General features: G+C 74.9%; 23 protein-coding genes. 19 read left to right on the top strand and 4 right to left on the bottom strand.

All coding sequences use genetic code 11. From position 1 onward, the window contains the following. Nucleotide 1 precedes the first annotated feature (1 nt). The 3 genes from grpE (at nucleotide 2) to BLW85_RS07810 (ending at nucleotide 2,441) form a co-directional block, all read left to right on the top strand. On the top strand, nucleotides 2-460 hold the full coding sequence (grpE, locus tag BLW85_RS07820) for a nucleotide exchange factor GrpE (protein WP_074991666.1): 459 nt from the start codon (nucleotides 2-4) through the stop codon (nucleotides 458-460). Nucleotides 461-639: 179 nt separating this feature from the next. Beyond that, nucleotides 640-1,878: an MFS transporter gene (locus BLW85_RS07815; protein WP_074991665.1), complete on the top strand. Its 1,239-nt coding sequence runs from the start codon at nucleotides 640-642 to the stop codon at nucleotides 1,876-1,878. A gap of 23 nt (nucleotides 1,879-1,901) precedes the next feature. After that, nucleotides 1,902-2,441, top strand: a complete 540-nt coding sequence (locus tag BLW85_RS07810; protein WP_074991664.1) for a GNAT family N-acetyltransferase — start codon at nucleotides 1,902-1,904, stop codon at nucleotides 2,439-2,441. Between the two features lie 56 nt (nucleotides 2,442-2,497). Here the strand turns inward: BLW85_RS07810 and pdxR are convergent, their stop codons facing one another. Then, nucleotides 2,498-3,922 (bottom strand): MocR-like pyridoxine biosynthesis transcription factor PdxR, encoded by a 1,425-nt coding sequence (gene pdxR / locus BLW85_RS07805; protein WP_074991663.1) that lies wholly within the window; start codon nucleotides 3,920-3,922, stop codon nucleotides 2,498-2,500. A gap of 46 nt (nucleotides 3,923-3,968) precedes the next feature. Here pdxR and BLW85_RS07800 point away from each other — a divergent pair, with 46 nt between their 5' ends. The 14 genes from BLW85_RS07800 to BLW85_RS07735 all read left to right on the top strand — a co-directional run bounded on the left by BLW85_RS07800 (nucleotide 3,969) and on the right by BLW85_RS07735 (nucleotide 18,554). Beyond that, nucleotides 3,969-5,177: an MFS transporter gene (locus BLW85_RS07800; RefSeq protein WP_074991662.1), complete on the top strand. Its 1,209-nt coding sequence runs from the start codon at nucleotides 3,969-3,971 to the stop codon at nucleotides 5,175-5,177. 180 nt (nucleotides 5,178-5,357) lie between these two features. Continuing rightward, complete coding sequence (locus BLW85_RS07795; RefSeq protein ID WP_143060431.1) at nucleotides 5,358-5,849, top strand: hypothetical protein; 492 nt, start codon at nucleotides 5,358-5,360, stop codon at nucleotides 5,847-5,849. Nucleotides 5,850-5,921: 72 nt separating this feature from the next. Further along, nucleotides 5,922-6,242 (top strand): hypothetical protein, encoded by a 321-nt coding sequence (locus BLW85_RS07790; RefSeq protein WP_070028084.1) that lies wholly within the window; start codon nucleotides 5,922-5,924, stop codon nucleotides 6,240-6,242. A gap of 95 nt (nucleotides 6,243-6,337) precedes the next feature. Beyond that, complete coding sequence (locus BLW85_RS07785) at nucleotides 6,338-7,351, top strand: UbiA family prenyltransferase (protein WP_074991660.1); 1,014 nt, start codon at nucleotides 6,338-6,340, stop codon at nucleotides 7,349-7,351. 1 nt (nucleotide 7,352) lies between these two features. After that, the gene (locus BLW85_RS07780; RefSeq protein WP_074991659.1) at nucleotides 7,353-8,948 is read left to right on the top strand and encodes a class I adenylate-forming enzyme family protein; all 1,596 of its coding nucleotides are present in this window, start codon (nucleotides 7,353-7,355) and stop codon (nucleotides 8,946-8,948) included. Between the two features lie 50 nt (nucleotides 8,949-8,998). Beyond that, nucleotides 8,999-10,330 carry a protoporphyrinogen/coproporphyrinogen oxidase gene (locus BLW85_RS07775; protein ID WP_074991658.1) on the top strand — a complete coding sequence of 444 codons (1,332 nt, stop codon included), beginning with the start codon at nucleotides 8,999-9,001 and terminating at the stop codon, nucleotides 10,328-10,330. A gap of 210 nt (nucleotides 10,331-10,540) precedes the next feature. Continuing rightward, complete coding sequence (locus BLW85_RS07770) at nucleotides 10,541-11,125, top strand: helix-turn-helix domain-containing protein (RefSeq protein ID WP_239697880.1); 585 nt, start codon at nucleotides 10,541-10,543, stop codon at nucleotides 11,123-11,125. A gap of 105 nt (nucleotides 11,126-11,230) precedes the next feature. Continuing rightward, nucleotides 11,231-12,430 (top strand): NAD(P)/FAD-dependent oxidoreductase, encoded by a 1,200-nt coding sequence (locus BLW85_RS07765; RefSeq protein WP_074991657.1) that lies wholly within the window; start codon nucleotides 11,231-11,233, stop codon nucleotides 12,428-12,430. Next, a complete protein-coding gene (locus BLW85_RS07760) occupies nucleotides 12,427-12,783 on the top strand; it encodes a (2Fe-2S)-binding protein (protein WP_074991656.1) in 357 nt (118 codons plus the stop codon). The genes BLW85_RS07765 and BLW85_RS07760 overlap by 4 nt, the downstream gene beginning before the upstream one ends. Beyond that, complete coding sequence (locus BLW85_RS07755; RefSeq protein WP_074991655.1) at nucleotides 12,780-14,288, top strand: NAD(P)/FAD-dependent oxidoreductase; 1,509 nt, start codon at nucleotides 12,780-12,782, stop codon at nucleotides 14,286-14,288. Before BLW85_RS07760 ends, BLW85_RS07755 begins: the two co-directional genes overlap by 4 nt. After that, nucleotides 14,288-15,223: a dihydrodipicolinate synthase family protein gene (locus tag BLW85_RS07750; RefSeq protein WP_074991654.1), complete on the top strand. Its 936-nt coding sequence runs from the start codon at nucleotides 14,288-14,290 to the stop codon at nucleotides 15,221-15,223. Before BLW85_RS07755 ends, BLW85_RS07750 begins: the two co-directional genes overlap by 1 nt. Continuing rightward, on the top strand, nucleotides 15,223-16,224 hold the full coding sequence (locus BLW85_RS07745) for a proline racemase family protein (RefSeq protein WP_074991653.1): 1,002 nt from the start codon (nucleotides 15,223-15,225) through the stop codon (nucleotides 16,222-16,224). Before BLW85_RS07750 ends, BLW85_RS07745 begins: the two co-directional genes overlap by 1 nt. 83 nt (nucleotides 16,225-16,307) lie before the next feature. Next, entirely contained in the window at nucleotides 16,308-16,949 is a 642-nt protein-coding gene (locus BLW85_RS07740; RefSeq protein WP_074991652.1) for a TetR/AcrR family transcriptional regulator, read from the top strand. Between the two features lie 63 nt (nucleotides 16,950-17,012). Beyond that, on the top strand, nucleotides 17,013-18,554 hold the full coding sequence (locus tag BLW85_RS07735) for an FAD-dependent monooxygenase (RefSeq protein ID WP_074991651.1): 1,542 nt from the start codon (nucleotides 17,013-17,015) through the stop codon (nucleotides 18,552-18,554). Between the two features lie 33 nt (nucleotides 18,555-18,587). Here BLW85_RS07735 and BLW85_RS07730 read toward each other — a convergent pair whose 3' ends face one another. Both BLW85_RS07730 and BLW85_RS07725 read right to left on the bottom strand, forming a co-directional pair. After that, a complete protein-coding gene (locus BLW85_RS07730; RefSeq protein WP_070028072.1) occupies nucleotides 18,588-19,436 on the bottom strand; it encodes an MBL fold metallo-hydrolase in 849 nt (282 codons plus the stop codon). A gap of 147 nt (nucleotides 19,437-19,583) precedes the next feature. Continuing rightward, complete coding sequence (locus BLW85_RS07725; protein ID WP_074991650.1) at nucleotides 19,584-20,126, bottom strand: RBBP9/YdeN family alpha/beta hydrolase; 543 nt, start codon at nucleotides 20,124-20,126, stop codon at nucleotides 19,584-19,586. A gap of 187 nt (nucleotides 20,127-20,313) precedes the next feature. Here BLW85_RS07725 and BLW85_RS07720 point away from each other — a divergent pair, with 187 nt between their 5' ends. Together BLW85_RS07720 and BLW85_RS07715 are read left to right on the top strand one after the other, a co-directional pair. Continuing rightward, on the top strand, nucleotides 20,314-20,871 hold the full coding sequence (locus tag BLW85_RS07720; RefSeq protein ID WP_070028070.1) for a chloramphenicol phosphotransferase CPT family protein: 558 nt from the start codon (nucleotides 20,314-20,316) through the stop codon (nucleotides 20,869-20,871). 128 nt (nucleotides 20,872-20,999) lie between these two features. After that, nucleotides 21,000-22,415, top strand: coding sequence for a DEAD/DEAH box helicase (locus BLW85_RS07715; protein WP_074991649.1), 1,416 nt, complete (start codon nucleotides 21,000-21,002; stop codon nucleotides 22,413-22,415). A gap of 79 nt (nucleotides 22,416-22,494) precedes the next feature. Here BLW85_RS07715 and BLW85_RS07710 read toward each other — a convergent pair whose 3' ends face one another. Beyond that, entirely contained in the window at nucleotides 22,495-23,715 is a 1,221-nt protein-coding gene (locus tag BLW85_RS07710) for a metallophosphoesterase (protein WP_070028068.1), read from the bottom strand. Nucleotides 23,716-23,842: the final 127 nt, after the last annotated feature.

Raw genomic sequence — 23,842 nt, 5'->3', positions numbered from 1 at the left:
GATGGACGAGGGCCGGCTGGACACGGAGCCCGCGCGACTGCGCGATCTGCTCCGGGAGCGCACGGCCGACCTGCAACGGGTGAAGGCCGAGTACGACAACTACCGCAAGCGGGTGCACCGGGACCGGATGGCCGTGCGGGAGATCGCGGCGGCCAACGTCCTGCGCACCCTGCTGCCCGTGCTGGACGCCGTGGACCGCGCCCGCGAGCACGAGCCGCCGACGCCGGGTCTGAAGGACATCACCGAGACCCTGTGCTCCCGGCTCGGCGCCCTGGGCCTGGAAGCCTTCGGCGAGGAGGGCGACCCCTTCGACCCGTCCTGCCACGAGGCCCTCGTCCACCATGTCCGTGCGGACGCCACCCGGCTGACCTGCACCAAGATCCTCCGCCCCGGCTACCGCACCGGCCCCCACCTGCTGCGTCCGGCCACGGTGGAGGTCACGGGACCGCCCCCGGTCTGAGCCCGACCGGCCCCCGCCCCCGCCCCCCGCCGAAAAAAATGACCATGGCCCGCCGGGCACCCGGGGCTATCCTCAACCCCGGTCTCCGGGCGGGGCGTTGACGGCGATCGGCGCCGAGCCGCCGAGTCTCCTCGCCCAGCGGTGACCGCGTCCGCGCTCACTCGCCCCACTGGAGACGCATGTTCGCCCCGTACCGCCGGCTGTTCGCCGCCAAGGGAGCCCTCGGCTTCACCGCGACCGGCTTCCTGGCCCGGCTCGCCCTGTCCATGTCCGGCGTCGGCACCGTGGTGATGATCGCCGCCGTGCGCCACTCCTACGCGCTGGCCGGCGCGGTGGGCGGCGCCGCCCTCGCGGCCACCCTGGTGACGATCCCGCTCCTTGGCAGGCTGGTCGACCGCTACGGACAGGCCCGCACGGCGATCCCGGCGGCCCTGTGGTCCTCGCTCATGTCGGCGGCGCTGGTCGTCTGCCTCGCCACCGACGCACCCACTTGGACCCTGTTCGTCACCAACGTACTGTCCGCCACCGCGCCGAACGTCGGCGGCATGGCGCGGGCGCGCTGGGCCGAACTGTACGGCGACGACGACCGCATGCACGTGGCCAACTCGTTCGAGCAGGTGCTGGACGAGCTGTGCTTCGTCCTCGGCCCCGTCGTCGTGGTCGCGCTGGCCACCGGGGTCGCCCCCGAAGCCGGCCGGGTGGCGCCGCTGGTACTGACCCTGGCCGGCACCGTCCTGTTCTGCCTGCAACGCGGCACCGAGCCCCCGGTCCGGCCCGCCGACCCGTCGGCCGGACGCTCCCCGCTCGCGAACCGGGGCCTCCAGGTGATGATCGCCGTCTTCCTCTTCACCGGTTCGCTCTTCGGCTCCCTCGAAGTGGTCACCATCGCCTTCACCGACTCCCTGGGCCACAAGTCCGCGGCCGGTGCGGTGCTGGCCCTGCAAGCGGTCGGCTCCGCGCTGTCCGGGCTGCTCTTCGGGCTGCTCACCCTGCGCGGTTCCGGCCCGGCCCGGTTCCTGCTGGGCGTCGGGGGCATGGCGCTGCTGATGCTCCCGCTGACGCTCGCCACCGGCATGGCCTCGCTGGTCCCCCTGATGTTCATCGCCGGCATGGCCACCTCACCGACCATGATCACCGGCATGGGCCTGGTCCAGGAACTGATCCCGCGGGCCCGGATCAACGAGGGCATGACCCTGGCGGTGACCGGCCTCCTCGGCGGCTCCTCCCTCGGCAGCACGCTGGCGGGCTGGGCGGTGGAACGCTTCGGCGCAGGCTCCGGCTACTGGCTGCCCGTCGGCGCCGCGGCCCTGGCCCTCCTGACCGCCGTCACCGGTCTCGGCCGCCTCCGCGCCACCCTCGCCCCAGCCGCCGCCGCACCCCTGGCGGCCGACAACGCGGGCGTAAGGCAACGGAGTTGACCGCGCCCTGTTAGCGTGCCCGCATGGAAGACCTGGGAGCCGTGCCATGGCCGCCCGCGCCGATCAGGACCGACAGGCTCGTGCTCCGCGCGTCCGAGGCACGGGACCGTCCCGCGTTCGTCGAACTGCTCTCCTCACCCGAGGTGCACACCTACCTCGGCGGCCCCCGGCCGCGTGCCGAGCTGGAGCGCGAACTGCCCGAGGTGCCCGAGCGGTGGCCCGGCAGCTTCGTCGTCGATCTCGGCGGGGCGATGATCGGTCAGGTCCTGCTCCGGAGGGCGACGGGACACCGGCGCCCGGCAGCCGCGGGAAAGGCCGACCTCGGCTATCTGTTCCTGCCGCGGGCGTGGGGGTCCGGGTACGCCGCCGAGGCGTGCGCGGCGGCACTGGGCTGGCTCGCCGACGCGCTGCCCGGCGAGCCGGTGGTGCTCACCACGCAGAGCGCCAACGCCGGTTCGATGCGCCTCGCGGCGCGGCTGGGGTTCACCGAGGTGGAGCGGTTCGAGGCCTGGGAAGCCGAGCAGTGGCTCGGCATGCGGCCCCCGCGCACGCCGTCCGGTTGAGCGCCCCGACCGCCGGGAGGCATCCGCTCCTCCAGGCGTGAGCCCCCTGCCGGGTCTCAGCTGCGGCCCGGTGTGCCGCGACCGGTGAGCAGGTCGCCGACCGCGGCGATGCCCGCGGTGACGGCGCGCTCGCCCACGTTGCCGAAGCCCAGGACGAGCCGGGGCGGGGCGGGTGTCCGCGCGGCGCGGCAGGCACCCATGCCGTAGAGGCCGACGGAGCGGGCGCGGGCGGCGGCGACGACCGCGTCCTCGTCGGCCCCCTCGGGCAGCTGGGCCACGGCGTGGAAGCCGGCGGCGAGGCCGGTGACGGCCACCCCGGGGGCGTGCTCCGCGACGGCGGCCAGCAGCGCGGCGCGCCGAGCCCCGTAGGCCGTCCGCATCCGCCGCAGATGCCGGTCGAAGCGGCCCGACTCGATCATCCGGGCGAGCGCCAGCTGGTCGAGGACCGGTGAGCCGCGGTCGCTGACGTGCTTGAGCGACACCAGCGTGTCCGTGAGCGCGGGCGGACACAGCAGCCAGCCGATCCGCAGCGCCGGCGCCAGGGACTTGCTGACGGTGCCGATGGAGACGACCCGGTCCGGCGCGAGGCCCTGAAGGGCTCCGACCGGTTCCCGGTCGTAGCGGAACTCGGCGTCGTAGTCGTCCTCGACGACCACGCCGTCCCGCGCCGCCGCCCAGGCGATCAGGGCCCGTCGCCGCTCTGGCCCCAGCACCACCCCGGTCGGCCACTGGTGCGCCGGAGTGACGACGACCGCACGCGCGCCGGTGGCCGCCAACGCCCCCACGTCGAGGCCCTGTTCGTCCACCGGCACCGGGACCGCGTCGAGTCCCGCGGCGGACGCGGCCGCCCGGACGGTGGCGGGGGAGCCGGGGTCCTCGTAGGCCACCACGCGCACCCCGTCGCGCGCGAGGGCCCGCAACGTCAGCGACAGACCCTGGGCGTATCCCGAGCAGACGACGGTGTGTTCCGGGTTGGCCGCCGCCGCGCGCACCCGGCGCGCGTACCCGGCGACCACCTCCCGCAGCACCACGTTGCCCCGTGGATCGCCGTAGTCCCACTCCGCCACCGGCATCCGCCGGGCCGCCTCCCGCAGCGCCCACATCCAGTCGGACAGCGGAAAGGCACCGAGGTCCGGTACGCCCCAGCGGAAGTCGGCCAGCAGCGACGGCCGTTCGGCGGGCGGCGACGACGGCGCGGGCGGCGGACAGGCACCGGCGGCCACCCGGGTGCCGGAGCCCACCCGCGCCACCAGATAGCCCTCGGCCCGCAGCTGGGCGTACGCCTCCTGCACCAGCCCCCTCGACAGCCCGAGCGCGACGGCGAGTTCACGCGACGGCGGCAGCCGCTCGCCCACCCGCAGCCGGCCGGTGCGCACCGCCTCGCGCACCTGGCGCTCCACCTGCGTCCGCAGCGGTTCCCCGCTGTCACGGTCGAGCGCGACGAGCAGTTCCGACGGCGCATTGGACCACTCGGGAGACATGGAATTGGAGCTTACCGGTGAGCTGGTTCGTTCCTAGAGTCCGACCATGACCACCACCCAGCCGCGGCGCCCGGCCTCGCCGAAGGGCCGCCCCAACGACCAACCCCCGCTGATCACACGCCCGTTGCTGCTCCGCTTCGTGAGCCTGGTCGGGGGTTCGGCGAGCTACTACCTCCTGCTGTCGGTCGTCCCCCTCTACGCGACGCGCTCCGGGTCCGGCGGCAACGGTGCCGGGACGACCACGGGCGCCTTGATGCTGGCCACGGTCGTCGGCGAGTTCGCGGCGCCGTGGTTCATCGGACGCCTCGGCCACCGAGTCGCCCTCGGTGCGGGCCTGTTGCTGCTCGGCGCGCCCGCCCTGGCCCTGACCCTGTACTCCGGCATCGGCTGGATCACGGCGGTCTGTCTGCTGCGCGGCGCGGGCTTCGCCCTGACGGTCGTGGCGGGCGGGGCGCTGACCGCCTCGCTGATCCCCGACGCCCGCCGGGGCGAAGGGCTGGCACTGGTCGGCGTCGTGTCGAGCGTGCCCTCGCTGCTGGGACTGCCCCTGGGCGTCTGGCTGGTCTCCCGGGTGGGGTACGGACCGGTGGGCGTGGCCGCCGGCGCGTGTGCCCTGCTGGCGATCCTGTCGGTGCCGGGGCTGCCCGAGCGGGAGGTGACGGCGGGACCGCGGATCGGTATCCGCGACGGCCTGCGCGACCCCGCCCTGGTCCGGCCCGCCGCCCTGTTCGCGGTCACCGCGCTGGCCGCCGGGATCGTGGTGACCTTCCTGCCGCTCGCCGTGCCCTCCGGGTCGGCCGGGGTGGTGGCCGTCGCCCTGTTCGTGCAGCCCGCCGGGGCGACCGCGGCCCGCTGGGTGGCCGGCCGGCAGGGCGACCGCAGGGGACCGTCCCGGCTGGTCGTGCCGGGGCTCGCCGTCTCGGCCGCGGGGATGCTCGTCACGGCGTACACCCACAGCGCCGTCGCGGTCGTCGTCGGTGTCGCCCTCTTCGGCATCGGCTTCGGCGTCACCCAGAACGCCACGCTGACCCTGATGTACAAGCGGGTCCCCCGGTCCGGGTACGGCACCGTGAGCGCCCTGTGGAACATCGCCTACGACGCGGGCATGGGCGTCGGTGCCGTGGGCTTCGGCCTCCTCGCCCAACGGGCCGGGTACTCCTGGGGATTCGTCTGCACCGCCGCGCTGATCGCCCTCACCCTGCCGCCCGCGTGGCGCGACCGTGCCGCCGACCGGAGCACGGCTCTCACCCCCTGAGGTGAATCCGGCGTGTCCCGCGCAGGTGACTCCGCGCGGCGGGAGCCGGGCGTTCGAGCCGTCGATGTTCCGTGTTCCCGCGATATCGAACCGATTACAGTTCGTAATCGATTGGTGACCATTTGTGGTCAACTATGCGCGGTCGTCGGGCAACGGGCCCGAGATGTCCAAGGAGAGTTCATGCACAGACTTGCTGTGGGCAGGCGCCTCGCCTCCGCCGTCGCCACCGCGTCCCTCGTCGGCGCCCTCGGCGTCGCCGGCGCGGTACCGGCCCTGGCGGCGGCGCCCGCGCCGCTGAGCTTCACCATCGACTACACCAAGAACACCTCGATCCCCCAGACGCCGCACCTGGGCGGGGGCTTCGCGGGCAACGGCCCGGTGCTCGACGCGTCGGGCAAGCAGATCGGCAGGACCTTCGACACCTGCGGCATCGACGGCATCGAGGGCCCCTCGAAGATGGACGCGGACTGCGGCGCGTACGTCATCTTCAACAACGGGGACGAGCTGAACCTCAGCACCCAGGCGGTCATCGACGCCAACCCGTTCGACTACCCGTACACGTTCAAGGCCGTGGTCGAGGGCGGCACGGGGGCGTACGACGGCGCCCAGGGCGAGGCGAAGGTCACCGCCGAGCGACCGGGCGTCTACAAGGTCGACGTCCGCTTCAAGTGACGCCCTGAGCCGTTCGTCGGGGAGCCGCCGGAGCGGTCCTGCGGCTCCTCCTCTTCCCGAGAGGTGTATCCCATGCGTCGTAGCGCGCTCATCGCGGTGCTGTCCGCCGGTCTCCTCCTCGGCTCCGCGAACTCCGCCCTCGCGCGGGCCGCTGGGGACGACCGCGTCGGCACCGAGCAAGTGGTCGTCTTCAGCAACGAGTTGACACCGCTGACGGTCTACAGCGACCCGCACGGCTGCCACGCCCTGCCCGCCGTCTCGCACGTCCTGGTCAACGAGACCTCGCGGACGGTCCGTCTGCACGCGGACCCGTTCTGCCTGACCCCCGGACTCCCCGTCAGGCCCGGATACGGAGCGCACACCGGGCAGTTCTCCGGCGCCTTCTCCTCCTGAGGGGACCCGGCGACAGGTGAGGCCGAGCGGCCGCCGCCCGGCCTCAGCGTCACGCACAGACACGGACCCGTACTTCCCCATGTCAGGAGACCGCCATGGCCGGTGAGCTGCATCCCGGCATCCCCACCGCGGACCCGGCCCGCGTCATCGCGCTCCGTCCCGGCCGGCCCGCGCGCGCCCGGCTGGCCGCCTACGCCCGGCTGGCCAAGCTCGGCATGGTCGACTACTACCTGAGCCTGCTCGTCGTGATCTCGCTGACTCCTCTGAGCTGTCCAGGACTTGACGCTCCGTCATGGTGGGCGTCGGCGGCGTTCCTGCTCGGCGAGGTGTGCCTGGTGAGCGCGGCCGTCGCGTACGACGACATCACCGGGTACCGGGACGGCAGCGACGCCGCCAACTACGGCACGGACCCGCTGGTGCGCAGGCTCGCCCGCAAGCCGCTGCTGGCCGGCGTCCTGACCGAGCGGGACGCCCTCCGCTTCGCCCGCGCGGCGCTCGCCGCCGGTGCCCTGCTCTGGGCGGCGGTCCTGGCGCTCGCGCCCCACCGGCCGGTGTGGGCCGTGCTCGGCGTCGTGCTCGCCGCCTTCTTCGTCCCCCAGTACTCGTGGGGCCTGCGGCTCGGCCACCACGGGCTCCAGGAGGTGTTCCTCGCCGCCGTCGGCTGGGCCTTCGTACTGCCGCTGCACGGCCTGCTGACCGGCACGGCCACCGGCCTCGCCGCCGTCGAGGCGTTCCTGTTCGGCCTGGGCCCGCTGCTGTTCGGCGTGTACTCGAACACCAACGACATCGCCGGCGACCGCGCCGTGGGCCGGCCCACCGCGGCCTGCCTGCTCTCCCGCCGCGGCAACGCCGCCCTCATCGCCGCGCTCTCCGTCCTGGAGACCGCGGTGATCGTCGCGGCGGCCCTGCTGGGGGCAGCGCCGTGGTGGTTCCCGCTGGTCCTGCTGCCCGTGACGGCGGCCCGCGCCGCGCAGTTCACCGTCGGCATGGTGCGCGGCGACGTCCTGCGCGGCCGGCTGATCGGGATCCGGGCGCACCGAGTGCTCGTCGCCGCGCTGGTGACGGCCAATCTGCTGGCCGCCGCCTGCTCCGCACAGACGGGAACATGAGATGAGAACCCTCGAACCCGGGCTGTTCTTCGACGCCCTGGCCGACCGCGGCAGCGCGACGCGGGTGTGCCTGAGCCGCTCGCTGGACATCCCGGACGGCGGCCGGACCGAGTACCGGATCGAAGAGATCGCCGCGCTCGTGACACGGGCCGCGGGCTGGCTCGCCGCCCTCGGTGTCGCGCGGGGCGACCGGGTCGCCGTGATCAAACCCAACCACTGGGACTACGTCCTGCTCGCCTGCGCCGCCGCCCGCATCGGCGCGGTGCCCGCGCTGATCTCCGGGAGCCTCCCGCCGGAGACCCTCCGGCTGCTGCTCAAGCGCCTCGACGCGGCGGCCCTGGTCACCACCTCGGACACGCTGGCCGCCGTCCGCGCCGCCGGGACCGACCCGACCGCCCTCGCCCGCCGCACCCTCACCCTCGACGGCCCGGCCCCCGGCGCCGTCACCGTGGCCGACGTGCGCGGCCACCGGCCGCCTCCGCCCCGACGCCCGGACCGCGACGCCCCGCTGGCGATCATGCACACCTCGGGCACCACCGGCGTCCCCAAGCTGGTCAGCCACACGACCGCCTCGCTCGTCCACCGGATCGCGGCGGCCGAGGCACGGCGCTGGCCGCTGGTGAGCAGCAGGCCCGGCGACACCGTCGCCCAGGCCACGTCGTACGCCCACGGACGCGGCCTCACCTGGACGCTGAGCGCGTTCTGGCTCGCCCCGCGCACGGTGGTGCTCCTCGACGGCTTCGACCCGGAACGCGCCGGGCCCGTGCTGCGGGCCCACCGCCCGACCGTCCTGGAGGCCACCCCCTCGGCCTACGTGCGCTGGCAGCCGCTCGCGGCCGCGCCGGACAACCCGTTCCGCCGGGTGCGCCTCTACATCAGCACCTTCGACGCGATCCACCCGCCCACGGTGCGCGCCTACCTCGCCGCCACCCGCCGCCGGCTGCCGCTGTGGGTGCAGGTGTGGGGGCAGTCCGAGACCGGGCCGCTCACCTTCCGCTGCCTCACCCGCCGCTCGGTGCGCCCGCTCGGGGAGCGGCACCCCACGACCCGCGACCTGGGCCGCCCGGTGCCCGGCAGGACGAGGCTCCGGGTGGTGGACCCGGCCACCCTGCGGCCGGTGCCGCGCGGCGAGCCCGGCCTGGTGATGGCCCGTACCGCCGCGCTGTGCGCGGGGTACGTCGGGGAGCAGGAGCGGCTGCGGGCCAAGTCGGCGGGCCGCTGGTTCGCCACCGGGGACCTCGGCGTCGTCACCCGGTCCGGCCGGCTGCGGCTGCTCGACCGCGAGGTGGACACGGTCCCGGTCGGCAGCGCCGCCGAGATCGAGGACGTGCTGCACGACCGGCTGCCGGAGGTCGTCGAGGCGGTGGTGCTCGGCCGGGCGGGCGGGCCCCCGCTGCCGGTCCTGGCGACCCGGGACGGCACGCTCGCGCGCGACGCCTGGTGCCGGGCCGTGGCCGATCTGCCGCCGCTCGCCGAGCCCGCGCTCGTGCCCCTGGACCGGCTGCCGCTCACCGGGACCGGCAAGGTCCGGCGGCAGGAGCTGCGGGACCGACTGCTCGACGGCGCGGCGCCGTACGGCACCGGCCACTGGACCTGAGCCGGTCCCGTCCCGTTCACATCGACACCCAGACGAAGGAAGCGCCGCTGATGCCCGACACGGACGTCGACGTGGCCGTGGTCGGGGCCGGGATCTCCGGCCTGGCCACCGCTTTCCACCTGACCGGGACCGGCCGGACGGTACGCGTGTTCGAGGCGTGCGCCCGGGTCGGCGGGCGCATGGCCGGCCGCCGGCACGAGGGATACGTGCTGGACGAGGGCGCCGAGCAGATCGCCACCCGCGGCTATGACGCCACCTGGCGGCTGATCCGGGCGGTCGGCCTGGCGGCGGACGCCGTCGTCCCGGTGGGCGGGCGCATCGCGATCTGGCGCGACGGCCGCGCCCACGCCGACTTCGGCCATCCGGCGGGCCTGTTGACCGGCGCCGGGATGTCCTGGCGCGGGCGGCTGTCCTGGCTGCGCTTCACCGCGTCGCTCGCGCTGCACAAGAGCCGCTTCGACCAGGCCCACCCGGAGGCGACACCCCTGGGCGACGCGACCATCGAGGAGTACGCCCGCCGCCACCACCCCGACCTGCACGACCGCCTGTTGCAGCCGCTGGCGGGCGCGTTCTTCGGCTGGCGGCCGGACCGTTCGGCGATCGCCCCGATGGCCTCGCTGCTGCTCGCCGTCGGCGGCGCCGGAGAACGCTGGGTGGCCTACCGGGACGGCATGGACACCCTGGCCAGGGAACTGGCGGGCCGTCTGGACGTGGTCACCGGCAACGCGGTCGTCGCGGTCAAGCCGGGCCCGCGCACGGTACGCCTCGACCTGGCCGACGGCACGACGGTGACCGCCGGCCGCGCCGTACTGGCCGTGCCCGCGCCCGTGGCCCTCGCCTTGCACGCCGAACTCCCCGACGACGAGCAGCCGTTCCTGACGGCGAGCACCTACCGTCCGATGCTCAAGGTGCTGTGCCTGCTGGACCGCCCGCTGCCGAGCCCCACCCCGCGCCCCTCCTACGCCCTCCAGGTCCCCGCCGTGGACGACCGGGTGTTCGCCGGCGCCATCCTCGACCACATCAAGGCCCCCGGCCGGGTGCCCCCGGGCCGGGGCCTGGTCAGCCTCTTCGCCTCCCCCTACGCGTCGACGCGCCTGCTGACCCGCAGCGATGCCGAGATCGCGGCCGAGGTCGGGGCCCGTGCCGAGCGCTACCTGCCGGGCCTGACCGAGGCCACGCACACCACCCTCGTGGTCCGCTGGCCCAACGGGCTCCCCGAAGCCACCCCGGCCGCCCTGCGTCTGCGCCGCTCGTTCCTCGACCGCCCTTTGCGCCGCGTCGACTACGCCGGCGACTGGGTGGCCCTGCGCCCCAACAGCGAGGGGGCCGTCCACTCGGCGGCGATCGCGGCGCGGCGCGTGCTCGCGGCACAGCGGGACTGACCACCGCGCAGGCCACGTCGCGAGGCGCCGTCGGCCACCCCGGCACGCGCCCTCGCCCGGCTCCGCACGGCGGAGATGGTGCGGCGCCCGACGATGCCCGATCCTGATCCGTGTAGCGAACGCGACCCGAGAACGTCCGTACGCTATACCGAACGGAAGTGGAAGGGTAGGGGTGAGATGGTGAGCGTCTGTGAGGGTTCGGTCCGGCGCATGCTGGCGGTCAACCTGCGACGGGCCAGGACCCGGCGGGGGCTGTCGCTCTCCGAGCTGTCCAGGCGGTCGAAGATCGGCAAGGCGACGCTGTCGCAGCTGGAGTCCGGGACGGGAAATCCCACGATCGAGACGGTTTTCAGCCTGTCCCGGGTGCTTCAGGTGCCCATCTCCGACCTGCTGGACGCGCGGCCGGCCGGCGAGCTGACCGTCGTGCGGGCCGCCGAGACGGAGGTGCTCAGCGGTGAGGGCGTCGATCTGCGCCCGCTCCAGCGGATCGAGTCCGGCGACGCCGTGATCGAGGTCTTCGACCAGCGGGTGCGGGCCGGGCGCACCCAGCAGTCGCTCGGCCACGTGGGCACCGAGCACACCATCGTGCAGGCCGGGCGGCTCGGCGTGCGGGTGGAACGGGAGGAGGTGGAGCTGGGCCCCGGCGACTACGTGCGCTTCGACGCCTCGCGGCCGCACGCCTACACGGCGCTGGACGGCGAGGTCCGCTCGGTCCTGCTGCTCCAGTACCGGGCGGAGCAGCGGCTCCACCTGTCCGACCCGGGACTCGGCGGCACCCACCCGGCTGCGGAGTGACCCGCCGCGGCGCGGCCGGGGGAACCGCCCCCGGCGCGACCGTTGACAGACCCCGTGCCCGGTCTTACGTTTCCGTCGTTCGCTATGACGAACGGAGACGGTTCGATGTACGGAACACGGGCTGTGGTGTTGGGCGCCGGGATCGTCGGCTGTGCCTGCGCCCGCGAGCTGGCGCTGGCCGGGTTCGACGTCACCGTCGTCGAACGCGGCGCCCCCGCCTCGGCGACCACGGCGCACGGCGAGGGCAACGTCCTCGTCTCCGACAAGGGGCCGGGCCCCGAACTCGAACTCGCCCAGCTGTCACGGGCGTTGTGGCCGCGGGTGCTGGCGGCCGCCGCCGAGCGGAACGCGCACGCGGCACGGGCGGTGGAGTGGGAACCCAAGGGCGGCATCGTCGTGGCGACGACCGACGCCGGCGCCCGCGAGCTGACCCGCTTCGCCGCCGCCCAGCGCACCGCGGGCGTGCACACCGAGGACCTCGACGCCGACGCGCTCGCCGCGGCCGAGCCGTACCTCACCCGCGAGGCCGCCGCCGCGGTGCACTACCCGCAGGACGCCCAGGTGCAGCCGGCCGCCGCGGCCGCCGCGCTGCTCACCGACGCCCTCGCGGCGGGCGCCGCCCTGCGCACGGACTGCGAGGTGCTCGGCGCGGTCACCCGCGGCGGCCGGATCACCGCGGTCCGCACCTCGGCCGGCCCCCTGGAGGCGGACTGCTTCGTCAACGCCGCGGGCCCCTGGTCCGGCCGACTGGCCACGCGGCTGGGCGCCCCCGTGGACATCCGGCCCCGGCGCGGCGACGTCCTGGTGACCACGCCGCTGCCGCCGACGGTCTTCCACAAGGTCTACGACGCGGACTACGTGGGCGCGGTCGGCAGCGGCGCGGCCGACCTGCGGACCTCGGCGGTGGTGGAGTCCACCCGCGCCGGCACCGTGCTCATCGGCTCCTCCCGCCGCCGCGTCGGGTTCGACGACCGGCTGCGCCTCGAGGTCCTGTCGGCCGTCGCCGCCAAGGCGCTGCGCCTGTTCCCGGCGCTGGCCGGCGTCCCGGTGATGCGCGCCTACGGCGGCTTCCGCCCCTACGTCCCCGACCACCTGCCGGTCATCGGCGCCGACCCGCGCATGGCCGGACTGTGGCACGTCGGCGGCCACGAGGGCGCCGGCATCGGCCTGTCGGTGGGCAGCGCACGGCTGCTGCGCCAACTGCTGCTCGGTGAGCCGACGGACATGGACACCACCCCGTTCCGGGTGGACCGCCCGGCCGTGCTCGGCGAGCACACCAGCACCACCAGGGAGGAGACGGCATGAGCCCCAGACGCGTCCGCGCCGAGTGCGACGGCGTCGGACGGCGGGACCGGCCGCTGCGGTTCACCGTGGACGGCGAACCCGTCGACGGCATCGAGGGCCAGACCATCGCGGGCGCCCTGCTCGCCGCCGGCCGTCTCGCCTGGCGGCAGGGCCGCTCCGGCGCCCCGCGGGGCGTCTTCTGCGGCATCGGCGTCTGCTTCGACTGCCTGGTGACCGTGGGGGAGGAGCGCGACGTCCGCGCCTGCCGCCGCCGGGTCTGCGACGGCGACGTGGTCACCACCCAGAGCCGGCGCCCCGGGCCCGGCGACGCGCAGCGGCGGCACCCCGCCCCGCCGGCCGAGGAGGGCACATGAGCACGCGCCACGTGGCCGTGGTCGGCGCGGGACCCGCGGGTCTCGCCGCTGCGCAGGCCGCGCTCGCCGCCGGCGCCCGGGTCACCCTGCTCGACTCGGCCGACCAGCCCGGCGGGCAGTACCACCGCATGCTGCCCGAGCCCTACCGGGCCACCCGCCCGGAACGGCTCCAGCACGGCTGGCGGGCCTTCGACCGGCGGCGCCGCCGGGTGCTCGGCCACCCGCGCTGCGCCTGGTGGCCCGAGACCTCGGTCTGGGCCCTGGAACGCCCGGACGAGCCCGGGGTGCCACGGGTGCACCTGCTGCGCGGCCCGGCCGACGGCGGAGCCCGCGGCCGTCTGGTCCTCGACCCCGACGCGCTGGTGCTCGCCGCGGGCGCCCACGACCGCGTACTGCCCTTCCCCGGCTGGGAGTTGCCCGGGGTGTTCACCGCGGGCGCCGCGCAGGCGCTCGCCAAGGGCGAACGGGTCGTCGTCGGGGACCGGGTGGTCATCGCCGGTACCGGCCCCTTCCTGCTGCCGGTCGCCGCCTCCCTGCTGGAGGCGGGCTCCCGCGTGCTGGAACTGCTGGAGGCCAACCCGGCGGGCACCGTGGCCCGCGGCTGGGCCCGGCGCCCGTGGCAACTGGCGGCCCACGGCGGCAAGGCCGGTGAACTCGCCGGGTACACCGCCTTGTTGCTGCGGCACCGGGTGCCCTGCCGCGTCGGCCGCACCGTCGTGGCGGCGCGCGGTGACGGCCGGGTGGAGGAGGTCGTCACCGCACGGCTGCGCCCCGACTGGTCGGTGGTGCCGGGCACCGAGCGCACGGTCGCCGTCGACGCGCTCTGCGTCGGCCACGGCTTCAGCCCGCAGCTCGAACTGCCGGTGGCCGCCGGATGCGCGCTGCGCGGCACGCCGGGCGCCGAGTTCGTGGCCGTCGACGACGACCAGCTCACCAGCTGCCCCGGCGTGTACGCGGCCGGTGAGATCACCGGTGTCGCGGGCGCACCGGCCGCACGGGCCGAGGGCGCGCTCGCCGGATGGCTGGCGGCCGGCGGCGCGGTGGACGCCCCCGCGCTGCGCCCGCTGCGGCGCGCCCGGGACCAGGGCCGCGCCTTCGCCGCCCGGCTGGCCGAGGCACACCCCGTCGGCGCCGCGTGGCCCGGGTGGCTGCGCCCCGACACGGTCGTCTGCCGCTGCGAGGAGACCGACTACGCCTCGCTGTGCCGGGCCGCCGGGAACGCGGTCGGCCGCGGCTCCCACGTCGGGAAGCTGGAGTCGCGGGCCGGCCTCGGCCCCTGCCAGGGCCGGATCTGCGGCCCCACGGTCGCCCAGCTCACCGCCCGGCCGGCCGGCCGCCCCGCCGAGGGCACACCGGCGACCGGACCCCGGCCCCCGGCGTCCGGCGGCCCGCACCACCGGCCGATCGCCCAGCCCATCCGGCTCGGCGAACTGGCCGCCGCCCCCGCACCCGTCCCCGACCGGTCCATCTCCCGCACCCGACACCCGAAGACGGAGCAGAGTTGATGAGCGACACGCAGAAGCAGCGGCACGCGACCCTCGGCGGCGTCGTGGTGGCCACCGCGCTGCCCTACCGGGAGGACGCCTCCGCCCCGGCCGGCCTGGCCGTCGACTACGACCGCTATGCCGAGCACTGCCGCTGGCTGATCGCGGGCGGCTGCCACGGCGTCGGCCCGAACGGCTCCCTGGGCGAGTACTCCTCGCTGACCGACGAGGAGCGCCGCAGGGTGGCCCGTACGGCGATCGAGGCGGTGGGCGACTCGGGGACCGTGATCGTCGGGGTGCACGGCGCCGGCTCACACCAGGCCCGGCAGTGGGCCGAGGCGGCGGCCGAGGACGGCGCCGACGGCGTGCTGTGCCTGCCGCCGACCATGTACCGCGCCAACCGCGGCGAGGTCCTCGCCCACTTCGAGGCCGTCGCCTCCGTCGGCCTGCCGGTGATGGTCTACAACAACCCCATCGACACCAAGGTCGACCTGACGCCGGACCTGCTCGCCGAGATCTCCCACATCGACAACGTCGTCGCCGTGAAGGAGTTCTCCGGTGACGTCCGGCGGGTCCTGGAGATCCGCGAGCAGGCGCCCGGCCTGGAGGTGGTCAGCGGCGCCGACGACGTCGTGCTGGAGAGTCTGCTGATGGGCGCCACCGGCTGGTTCGCAGGCTTCCCGAACGTCTTCCCCGCGGAGTCGGTCCGCCTGTACGAGCTGGCGCTGGCCGGCAAGGTGGAGGAGGCCCGCGCCCTCTACGAGCCGCTGATCGCGGCCTTCCGCTGGGACTCGCGCACCGAGTTCGTCCAGGCCGTCAAGCTCGGCATGGACGAGGTCGGCCGGTTCGGCGGCCCCTGCCGCCCGCCGCGCGGCGCGCTGAGCGAGCGGATGCGCGAGCAGGTGAGGGCCGACATGGCCCGCGCCGTCGACGCCCTCGGCAAGCGGGCCGGCTGATGCGGTCCGTCCGTACGATCAGTGCCGTCGACTCGCACACCGAGGGCATGCCCACCCGCGTCGTCACCGGCGGCGTGGGACCGGTTTCGGGCGACACCATGGCCGAGCGGCGCCGCCACGCCGTGGAGCACCTGGACGAGCTGCGCCGCTTCCTGGTCGACGAGCCGCGCGGCCACGCCGCGATGAGCGGCGCCGTCCTCCAGCCGCCGACCCGCCCCGACGCCGACTGGGGCGTGCTGTACATCGAGGTCAGCGGCTTCCTGCCGATGTGCGGACACGGCACGATCGGGGTGGCCACCGTCCTGGTGGAGACGGGGATGGTGCCGGTCACGGAACCGGAGACCGTCGTACGCCTGGACACACCCGCCGGGCTGGTCGAGGCCCGGGTCGCGGTCCGCGACGGCCGCGCCGAGCGGGTCACCCTGCGCAATGTGGAGTCGTTCGCGCTCGAACTCGACGCCACGGTGAGGGTGCCGGGCGTCGGGGACGTGCGCTACGACATGGCCTACGGCGGCAACTTCTACGCCATCGTCGAACTCGACCGGCTGGGGCTGCCGTTCGACCGGTCGCACAAGGAGGAGATCCTCGCCGCCGGCCTCGCCGTCATGCGGGCGGTGAACGAGCGGAACCGGCCGGTGCACCCGGTGGACCCGCGCATCTCCGGCTGCAAGCACGTGCAGTTCCTGGCCCCGGGCTCCACCGCCCGGCACTCCCGCAACGCCATGGCCATCCACCCGGGCTGGTTCGACCGCTCGCCGTGCGGCACGGGCACCTCGGCCCGGATGGCCCAGCTGCACGCGCGGGGCCGACTGCCCCTGCACACCGAGTTCGTGAACGAGTCGTTCATCGGCACCCGGTTCACCGGCCGGCTGGTCGGCGCCGCGGAGGTGGGCGGACTGCCCGCGGTCGTACCGGAGTTCTCCGGCCGGGCGTGGATCACCGGCACGGCGAACTACCTGCTCGACCCGAGCGATCCGTTCCCGCACGGATTCGTGCTCTAGCCGCTTCCCACACGGCGCGGTGGTCTAAAATTGCCGATCGGGAAAGATTGCCGGAGCGGCAACAATCAGTCTAGGGTGCTCGCATGGCACCCGCAGACGAGGACCGCACGACCGAACAGCCCGGGCTCCGCGAGCGCAAGAAGCGGCGGACCCGGGCCGCACTGAGCCAGGCGGCGATCCAGCTGTGCGTCCTGCGCGGCTGGGCCGACGTGACGATCGAGCAGATCGCCGCCGAGGCCGACGTCTCCGTCCGTACCTTCCGCAACTACTTCTCGGGCAAGGCCGAGGCGATCGCCGCCGGGCACGTGGAGCGGATGCTGCGCGTCGCCGACGACCTGCTCGCCCGCCCGGCCGGCGAACCGCTGTGGGACGCGCTGCTCCACGCCGTCCTCGGCCAGTTCGTGCCGGCGGGGGCCGACCAGGCGCCCGCGGCGCACAACGACCGCTGGCGCGAGGGGGTGCGGCTGATGCTCACCGAGCCCGCGCTGGCCGGCGAGATCGTCAAGGCGAACGCGGCCGCCCAGCAGGCACTGGCCGGCGCCGTCGCCCAACGCACCGGAACCGACGCCGAACGCGACCTCCACCCGAAGCTGGTCGCGGCCGCGGTCGCGGCCGGCACGGCGGTCGCCGTGGAGCACAGCCTGCGGGCCGAGGAGACCACGCCGCTCGGCGCCGTCCTGGCCCAGGTCTTCGCACAGCTGTCCGCGGGCCTGCCCGTCCCCTGATCGAACGCGCGGGCCACCGGCCTTCCGCGGCACCTCTTCCCCTTCACCGCAAGGAGCCCGACCGTGACAGCCGACGTGATCATCGTGGGAGGCGGCCCCAACGGGCTGATGCTGGCCTGCGAGCTGGGCCTGGCCGGCATCCGCCCCCTCGTGCTGGAGCAGCACGCGGAGCCCGTCGCCGAGCCCAAGGCCAACGGGCTGCTGGGACAGGTGGTGCGCCTGGTCGACCACCGCGGCCTGTACGAGCCGCTCAGCGGCAGCGCGGAGCCCCCGAAGCCCAACTCCGCCTACTTCATGTTCGCCGCCATGGGCCTCGACCTCGGGCTGCTGGCGGACAGCCCCGTCTTCGGCCTGGCCGCGCCGCAGCACCGCATCGTCGAGGTCCTGGAGCGACGCGCCCGCGAACTCGGCGTCGAGATACGGCGCGGCCACCGGGTCACCTCCGTCGCCCAGGACCAGGACGGCGTCACGGTGGAGGCCGAGGGCCCGGACGGCGGCCGGCGGCTGCGCGCCCGCTTCGTGGCCGGTGCGGACGGCGCGCACAGCGTGATCCGCAAACTGTCCGGGATCGGCTTCCCCGGCGTCAGCTACGACCGGCGCACCAACCGCTCCGCCCACGCCACCGTGCCCGCCGACTGGATCGACCCGGCGAGCGGCGCGCTCACCGTTCCCGGCTACGGGCCGGTGCTGCCCTTCCTGCCGCACCGCACCGAACGAGGAGGCTTCTCGTACGCGCCGTTCCCCGGCCTGCCCCCGCTCGTCAGCACCACCGAGTGGGACCAGCCCGCCGGCGGCGAGCCGATGACCCTGGCGGAGCTGCGGGCGAGCGTCCACCGGGTGCTCGGCGCCGACGTGCCGCTCGGCCCCCCGGCCGGGCCCGGCCCGCATGTGCTGCGGCGGCTGGACGGCGGCAACACCCGGGTCGCCGAACGGTTCCGCGACCGCCGGATCTTCCTGGTCGGCGACGCCGCGCACGTGTACGCCTCCGGCGGCGGACCGGGGCTGAACCTGGGCCTCCAGGACGCCGTCAACCTCGGCTGGAAACTCGCGGCCGCGCTGCACGAGACCGCCCCGCCCGGCCTGCTCGACACCTACGACACCGAACGCCGTCAGGCCGCCCGCCGCATGGTGCTCAACGCGCAGGCGCAGTCGGCGCTCGACGCGCTCGGCGGCGACACCACCGCCCTGCGCGAACTGTTCGCCGAACTGCTCACCCACGAGCAGGTCGTCGGACACCTCGCCGCCCTCGTCGCGGGCAGCGACGTGCGCTACGACATGGGCCTCACCGACCCCCACTCCGCGGTCGGCCGCTTCGCCCCCGAACTGGAACTGGTCACCGCGACCGAGAAGGTCCGGCTCGCCGAACTCGCCAGGAACGCCCGTCCGCTGCTCCTCGACCTGACCGAGGACCAGTCGCTGGCGGCGTCCCTGGCGGAGGACGGCGACGCCGTCGACCACGTCGGCGCGCGACGCGGCCCGCAAGGCATCACCGGGCTGCTGGTCCGCCCCGACGGCTATGTGGCCTGGGCCATCGGCTCGCCCCGCCCCGACCACGCGGAACTCGCCGACCTGCGTGCGGCCGTCCGGCGCTGGTTCCGGCCCTGAGCGCGGGCACCCCGGGTGCCGCCCGCGTTGCGGTCAGCGGGGGCCGTCGTCCAGCGCGAAGCGCAGGTAGCGCTCCGCGGAGCGGCGGACGGCCTCCGACCCGCCGCCCGTGACCACCCGCCCCCAGAACGCCCCGTAGACACGCGCGAACTCGAAGGGTTCGACCAGGGCGAGCGCGCGGCGGATGGTGCGCGGCCGCTCAGGGACGAAGTTCGGGATGCTGTACATGAAGCTCACCCACCGGCGGTCCGCCACCACCATGAAGATGTCGCCGCTGAACAGCGCGCCCCGCCCGTCCGGGTCGTCGGCCCAGTGCAGCACGGTGCCCCCGGCGAAGTGCGTGCCCGCGTTGATCAGCGTCAGTCCGTCCGCGATCCGGTGGGTGTCACCGGACCAGTACTCGACCACCCCGTCGGGCCGGGGAACCCACTCGCGGTCCGCGGCGTGGACGTAGACCGGGGCGTCGAAGGCGCGGCCCCACTCGGTCATGGTGCCGTAGAAGTGCGGATGGCTGACGGCGACCGCGCTGATCCCGCCCAACCGCTCGATCCCGGCGGCGAGTTCGTCGTCGAGATAGCCCAGGCAGTCCCACAGCACGTTGCCGCCCGGCGAGCGGATCAGCAGGGCGCGCTGGCCGATCCCCACGGACGGCGTCGTACCGATGCCGACCACCCCGGGACCCTCTTCCTCCAGCCGGCCGCGGTGACCCGCGTCGCGCAGTTCGGCGAGGGTGGTCCACTGCTGGCCGTCCCAGCCGACGTACTGGCGTTCGTCCAGGCAGATCGGGCAGTCCTCGCGCGGTTCCGGGTACTGCACCGCGCAGGTGCGGCAGATCGGCAGGTGCCGCCCCCGCACCGGCGAGGGTGGTTTCGACGACGGCATGGGAACCTCCGGTGGTGGTCGATGACGTCCCGTCACCCCGGAGCCTAGGAACAGCGGGGCCCCGGACGCGTCGGTCCGGGGGCGTGTCCGCGTTCGGTCCCCGGACCTGGGCCGGTCGGGGGAGGGGAGGGGCCGCGCGGTGGCGGATCACCGGATCAGCGAGTCCAGGAGTTCACGGCCGTACGGCCACGCGCCCAGACCACTCGCGGAGTTCAGGTGCCCGTACGCGCCCGCGAGATGCCAGTGGGCCTCCCACCGGTCCGCGAGGCCGGCGGCGGTCTCGGGGGTGCAGTACGGGTCGTCGTCGCTGCCCACCACCAGGGCCGGGCAGGGCAGCGGCCGAGCCGGCACCGTCAGAAAGGTCCCGGCCGCGCTGGGGAACGCCGGCCCGTGCGGGTCCGGCGGCGCGACCAGGAAAGCTCCGGCGACCGGACTCGACGGGTTCCCTGCCAGCCAGGCGGCGGCCGCCCAGCAGCCCAGGCTGTGGGCCACCAGCACCACCCGCTCGTCGTGCCGGACCGCCTCGCGGTACGCCCTGCCGACGGCCTCCACCCAGTCCCCGAGGTCCGGCTCGGACCACGAGGCGGGCGCGATCCGCACCGCCGAGGTCCCCCACTGCCGCTCCCACAGGCTCTGCCAGTGCCGCTCGTCCGAGCCGTCGATCCCGGGGATGACCACGTACGCGACCACGATCTGCCACCGTTTCCTCACCGGCCCCCGCGATCCCGGGGGCGCCTGACGCAGATTCTGCGGGAAGCGCCGGGACGACGGTGTGACGAGCACGACACCGGCAGGTCCTCCGAGACGGGCGGCTCCTTCGAGGCCGCTCCCGAGGACACCGGAGTTCACCCGGGCACCGCCATGTGATCATGCGGACATGACATCTGGTCGGATCATCTTCCTCAACGGCACCTCCAGCTCGGGGAAGTCGAGCATCGCCCGGGAACTCCTCGGCATCCTGGACGACGGCGTCTTCTTCCACCTCGCGGTCGACGGCTTCAACGCGATGCGCAGCAAGCGGGAGCTCGGGGCCGAGGAACTCGACGCCGCGCTGCGGCGGACCAGGATGGGCTTCCACCGCTCGATCGCGGCCATGGCCGAGGTGGGCAACGACATCGTCGTCGACCACGTGCTCAGCGAGCCCTGGCGGCTGCTCGACTGCCTGACGGTGCTGCGGCCCGAGGACGTCGTGTTCGTCGGCGTGCACTGCCCGCTGCACGAGCTGACCCGCCGCGAGCTGGCCAGGGGCGACCGCACACCGGGCACCGCGGCGCACCAGTACGACCTGGTCCACGGCCATGGCGACTACGACCTGGAGTGCGACACCGGCACGGCGAGTCCGCGCGCGTGCGCACAGCGGATCAAGGATTTCCTCCCGCACCGCCCCAGCCCCACCGCCTTCACCCGCCTCCGCCGACGCCACGGCCTCGGGTAGGAGGTCCTTCTGTTAGTGTTGCGGGTTTGCAGCGTCGCTGCGCCGGTGTCCCGTTCGGTGCCCTGGCCGGCGGCCGTGTCCCTGCCGCGCCTTCCTCGGTACGGTCCCTTCGGAGGAAGGCTCTCCTCGTGAGCGAATCAGCACGTGCGCGTACCCGGCGGCCGGACGACGCGCCGGGCGCCACCACTTCGGCAGTGCCCGAGGCGGCGTCCTTCGACGGGCTGGGACTGCCGGCCGAGATCCTGCGGGTGCTCCGCGAGCAGGGTGTGACGGTGCCCTTCCCCATCCAGGCGGCGGCGCTGCCGCACGCGCTCGCGGGACGGGACGTCCTCGGCCGGGGCCGCACCGGATCGGGCAAGACGCTCGCCTTCGGCCTGGGGATGCTCGCCCGTACGGCCGGGCGGCGCGCCCAGCCGAAGGAGCCGCTCGCGCTCGTCCTGGTGCCCACCAGGGAGCTGGCGCAGCAGGTCGGCGAGGCGCTCACCCCGTACGCCGAGGCGCTGCGGCTGCGGCTCGCGACCGTGGTGGGCGGAGTGTCCGTCGGACGGCAGGCCGCCGTGCTGCGGGACGGCGCGGAGATCGTCGTCGCCACGCCCGGCCGGCTGCACGACCTCGTCGAGCGCGGGAGCTGCCGACTGGGACGGGTGCGGATCGTGGTCCTGGACGAGGCCGACCAGATGTGCGACATGGGGTTCCTGCCGCAGGTCACCGAGATCCTGGACCAGGTGCGTGCCGACGGGCAGCGGATGCTGTTCTCCGCCACCCTCGACCGCGACGTCGACCAGCTGGTCCGGGACTACCTGCGTGACCCCGCCGTGCACTCCGTGGACCCCTCGTCCGGCGCGGTCTCCGCCCTCGACCACCACGTCCTCGTCGTGCATGGCCCGGACCGGTACGCCGTGACCACGGAGATCGCCGCCCGGGACGGCCGCGTCCTGCTGTTCCTGGACACCAAGCACGGCGTCGACCAGCTCACCCGGCACCTGCGGGCCGGCGGGGTGGCCGCCGCCGCGCTGCACAGCGGCAAGTCCCAGCCGCAGCGCACCCGCACCCTGGCCCAGTTCAAGGAAGGGCAGGTCACCGCGCTGGTGGCGACGAACGTCGCCGCCCGCGGCCTGCACGTCGACGACCTCGACCTCGTGGTCAACGTCGACCCGGCCACCGATCCGAAGGACTATCTGCACCGCGCGGGCCGCACGGCCCGGGCCGGCCGCTCCGGCACCGTCGTGACCCTCGTCCTGTCGGGACAGCGCCGCGAGACGAGCCAGGTCCTGGCGGACGCCGGCGTCACCCCCCAGGTCACCAAAGTGCGCTCCGGTGAGGCGGAACTGAGCCGGATCACCGGCGCCAAGGCCCCCTCCGGCAAGCCCCTCGACGGCGGGCCGGCCGCACCGCGCCCCAAGAACCACAACGCCCCCTTCCGCGGCCTCGGCAGCACCAAGGCCGCGAAGGGCGGCTCCGGCGGCAGGCCGTCCCGCAGGACCAGCGAGGCCCGCAAGCTCGCGGAGGCCCAGAGGGCGGCGAGGGTGCGCCGCGGCGGCTGAGACCGGGTACCCGCTCCCTTGCGAGCGCGGCCCGCGGGATCAACGGCGCCGCGAAGCCCGCGCCTTGGGCCGCGCGGTGCTACCGCGAGGTGGGCGGGTGGGGGGAGCGCAGGACGAGCAGGGTGATCTCGCTGGGGGCGAAGACGCGGAACGGCGGGCCCCAGAAGCCGGTGCCGCGGCTGGTGTAGAGAAGGGTGCGGGCGCCGTGCCGGCTGAGGCCGGCGAGGGCGGGCTGGTCGATGCGGACCAGGTGGTGGAAGGGCCAGATCTGGCCGCCGTGGGTGTGGCCGGAGAGCTGGAGGTCGACGCCCGCGGCCGCCGCCCGGTCGACGAACTTCGGCTGGTGCGCCAGGAGAAGGACGGGCAGGTCGGGGTCGGCGCCGTTCAGGGCTTCGGCGAGGTGGGCGCGGTGGCCCGGCAGACCGGAGGACTCGGCGGTGACGTCGTCCACACCGGCCACCACGAGGGTGTCGCCGCCGCGTTCGAGCAGCAGATGGCGGTTGCGCAGCGGCTCCCAGCCCAGTTCGTCCATCAGGTCGACCCAGCCCTGGGCCTCGCTGTAGTACTCGTGGTTCCCGGTGACGTACACCCGGGCCCGGGTCGCCCGCACGGTGGCGAGCGGGGCGGCCTGGGCGCGGCGGCGTTCGGCCGTGCCGTCCGCGATGTCGCCGGTGTGGCAGACCAGGTCGGCTTCCAGAGCGTTCACCGTCTCGCACACCCGTGCCGACCAGCGGGCCCGGTCGAGCGGGCCGTAGTGGGTGTCGGTGACGAGGACGACGCGGGTGCCGTCCAGCCCGGCACCCAGGCGCGGGAGCCGCACGTCGAGCCGGCGCACGCGTGGCACGCGGCGCGCCTCGGCGTACCCCCAGCCGAGCAGTACGGCGGATATGCCGAGGACGGCCCAGGTGACGATGCGGGCCCGGTCCTGGCCCTCGCCGACGCCGGCCAGGGCCAGGGCGGCCCGCAGCAGGACGCCGAGCAGAACGGACCAGGTGAACAGGACCCAGCTGGTGCCCAGCAGGGCGTCGCCGACGATCGCCGCCCGGTCCTGCTGGCGCCGGCCGTGGCCGCGCGCCATCGCGAGCGGCATGCCGACGAGACCGAGGACGAACAGGGCGGTGCCGACCGGCGTGACGGGCGCCGGCCAGTGCTGGCCGGTGTACAGGAGCACCCCGCAGGGCACGGCCCACAGCAGGACGGGGGCGATCATGGGGATGTACCGCACCAGGCGGGGCGGTCGGCGCCGTCGCGGCGCTTGCGCCTCGCCCTCCGCGGGCCGGGTGCTGCTGGTGTCGGTCACGCTTACCCTCCCTGACCGGGCTGCCGTCTCGCGCAGCGTATCCGGTCGCCGAGGCCGGCCGGACCGGAGTGCGCACGCATCCGCGCCACGACCTCCGGCCCGACCGGCCGCGCCCCGCCGGGAACGT

The sequence above is a fragment of the Streptomyces misionensis genome (assembly GCF_900104815.1).
In the GTDB taxonomy this organism is placed as follows: domain Bacteria; phylum Actinomycetota; class Actinomycetes; order Streptomycetales; family Streptomycetaceae; genus Streptomyces; species Streptomyces misionensis.
Note: the sequence above shows the minus strand (reverse complement) of the source record. Positions and strands in the feature narration are given on the sequence as shown.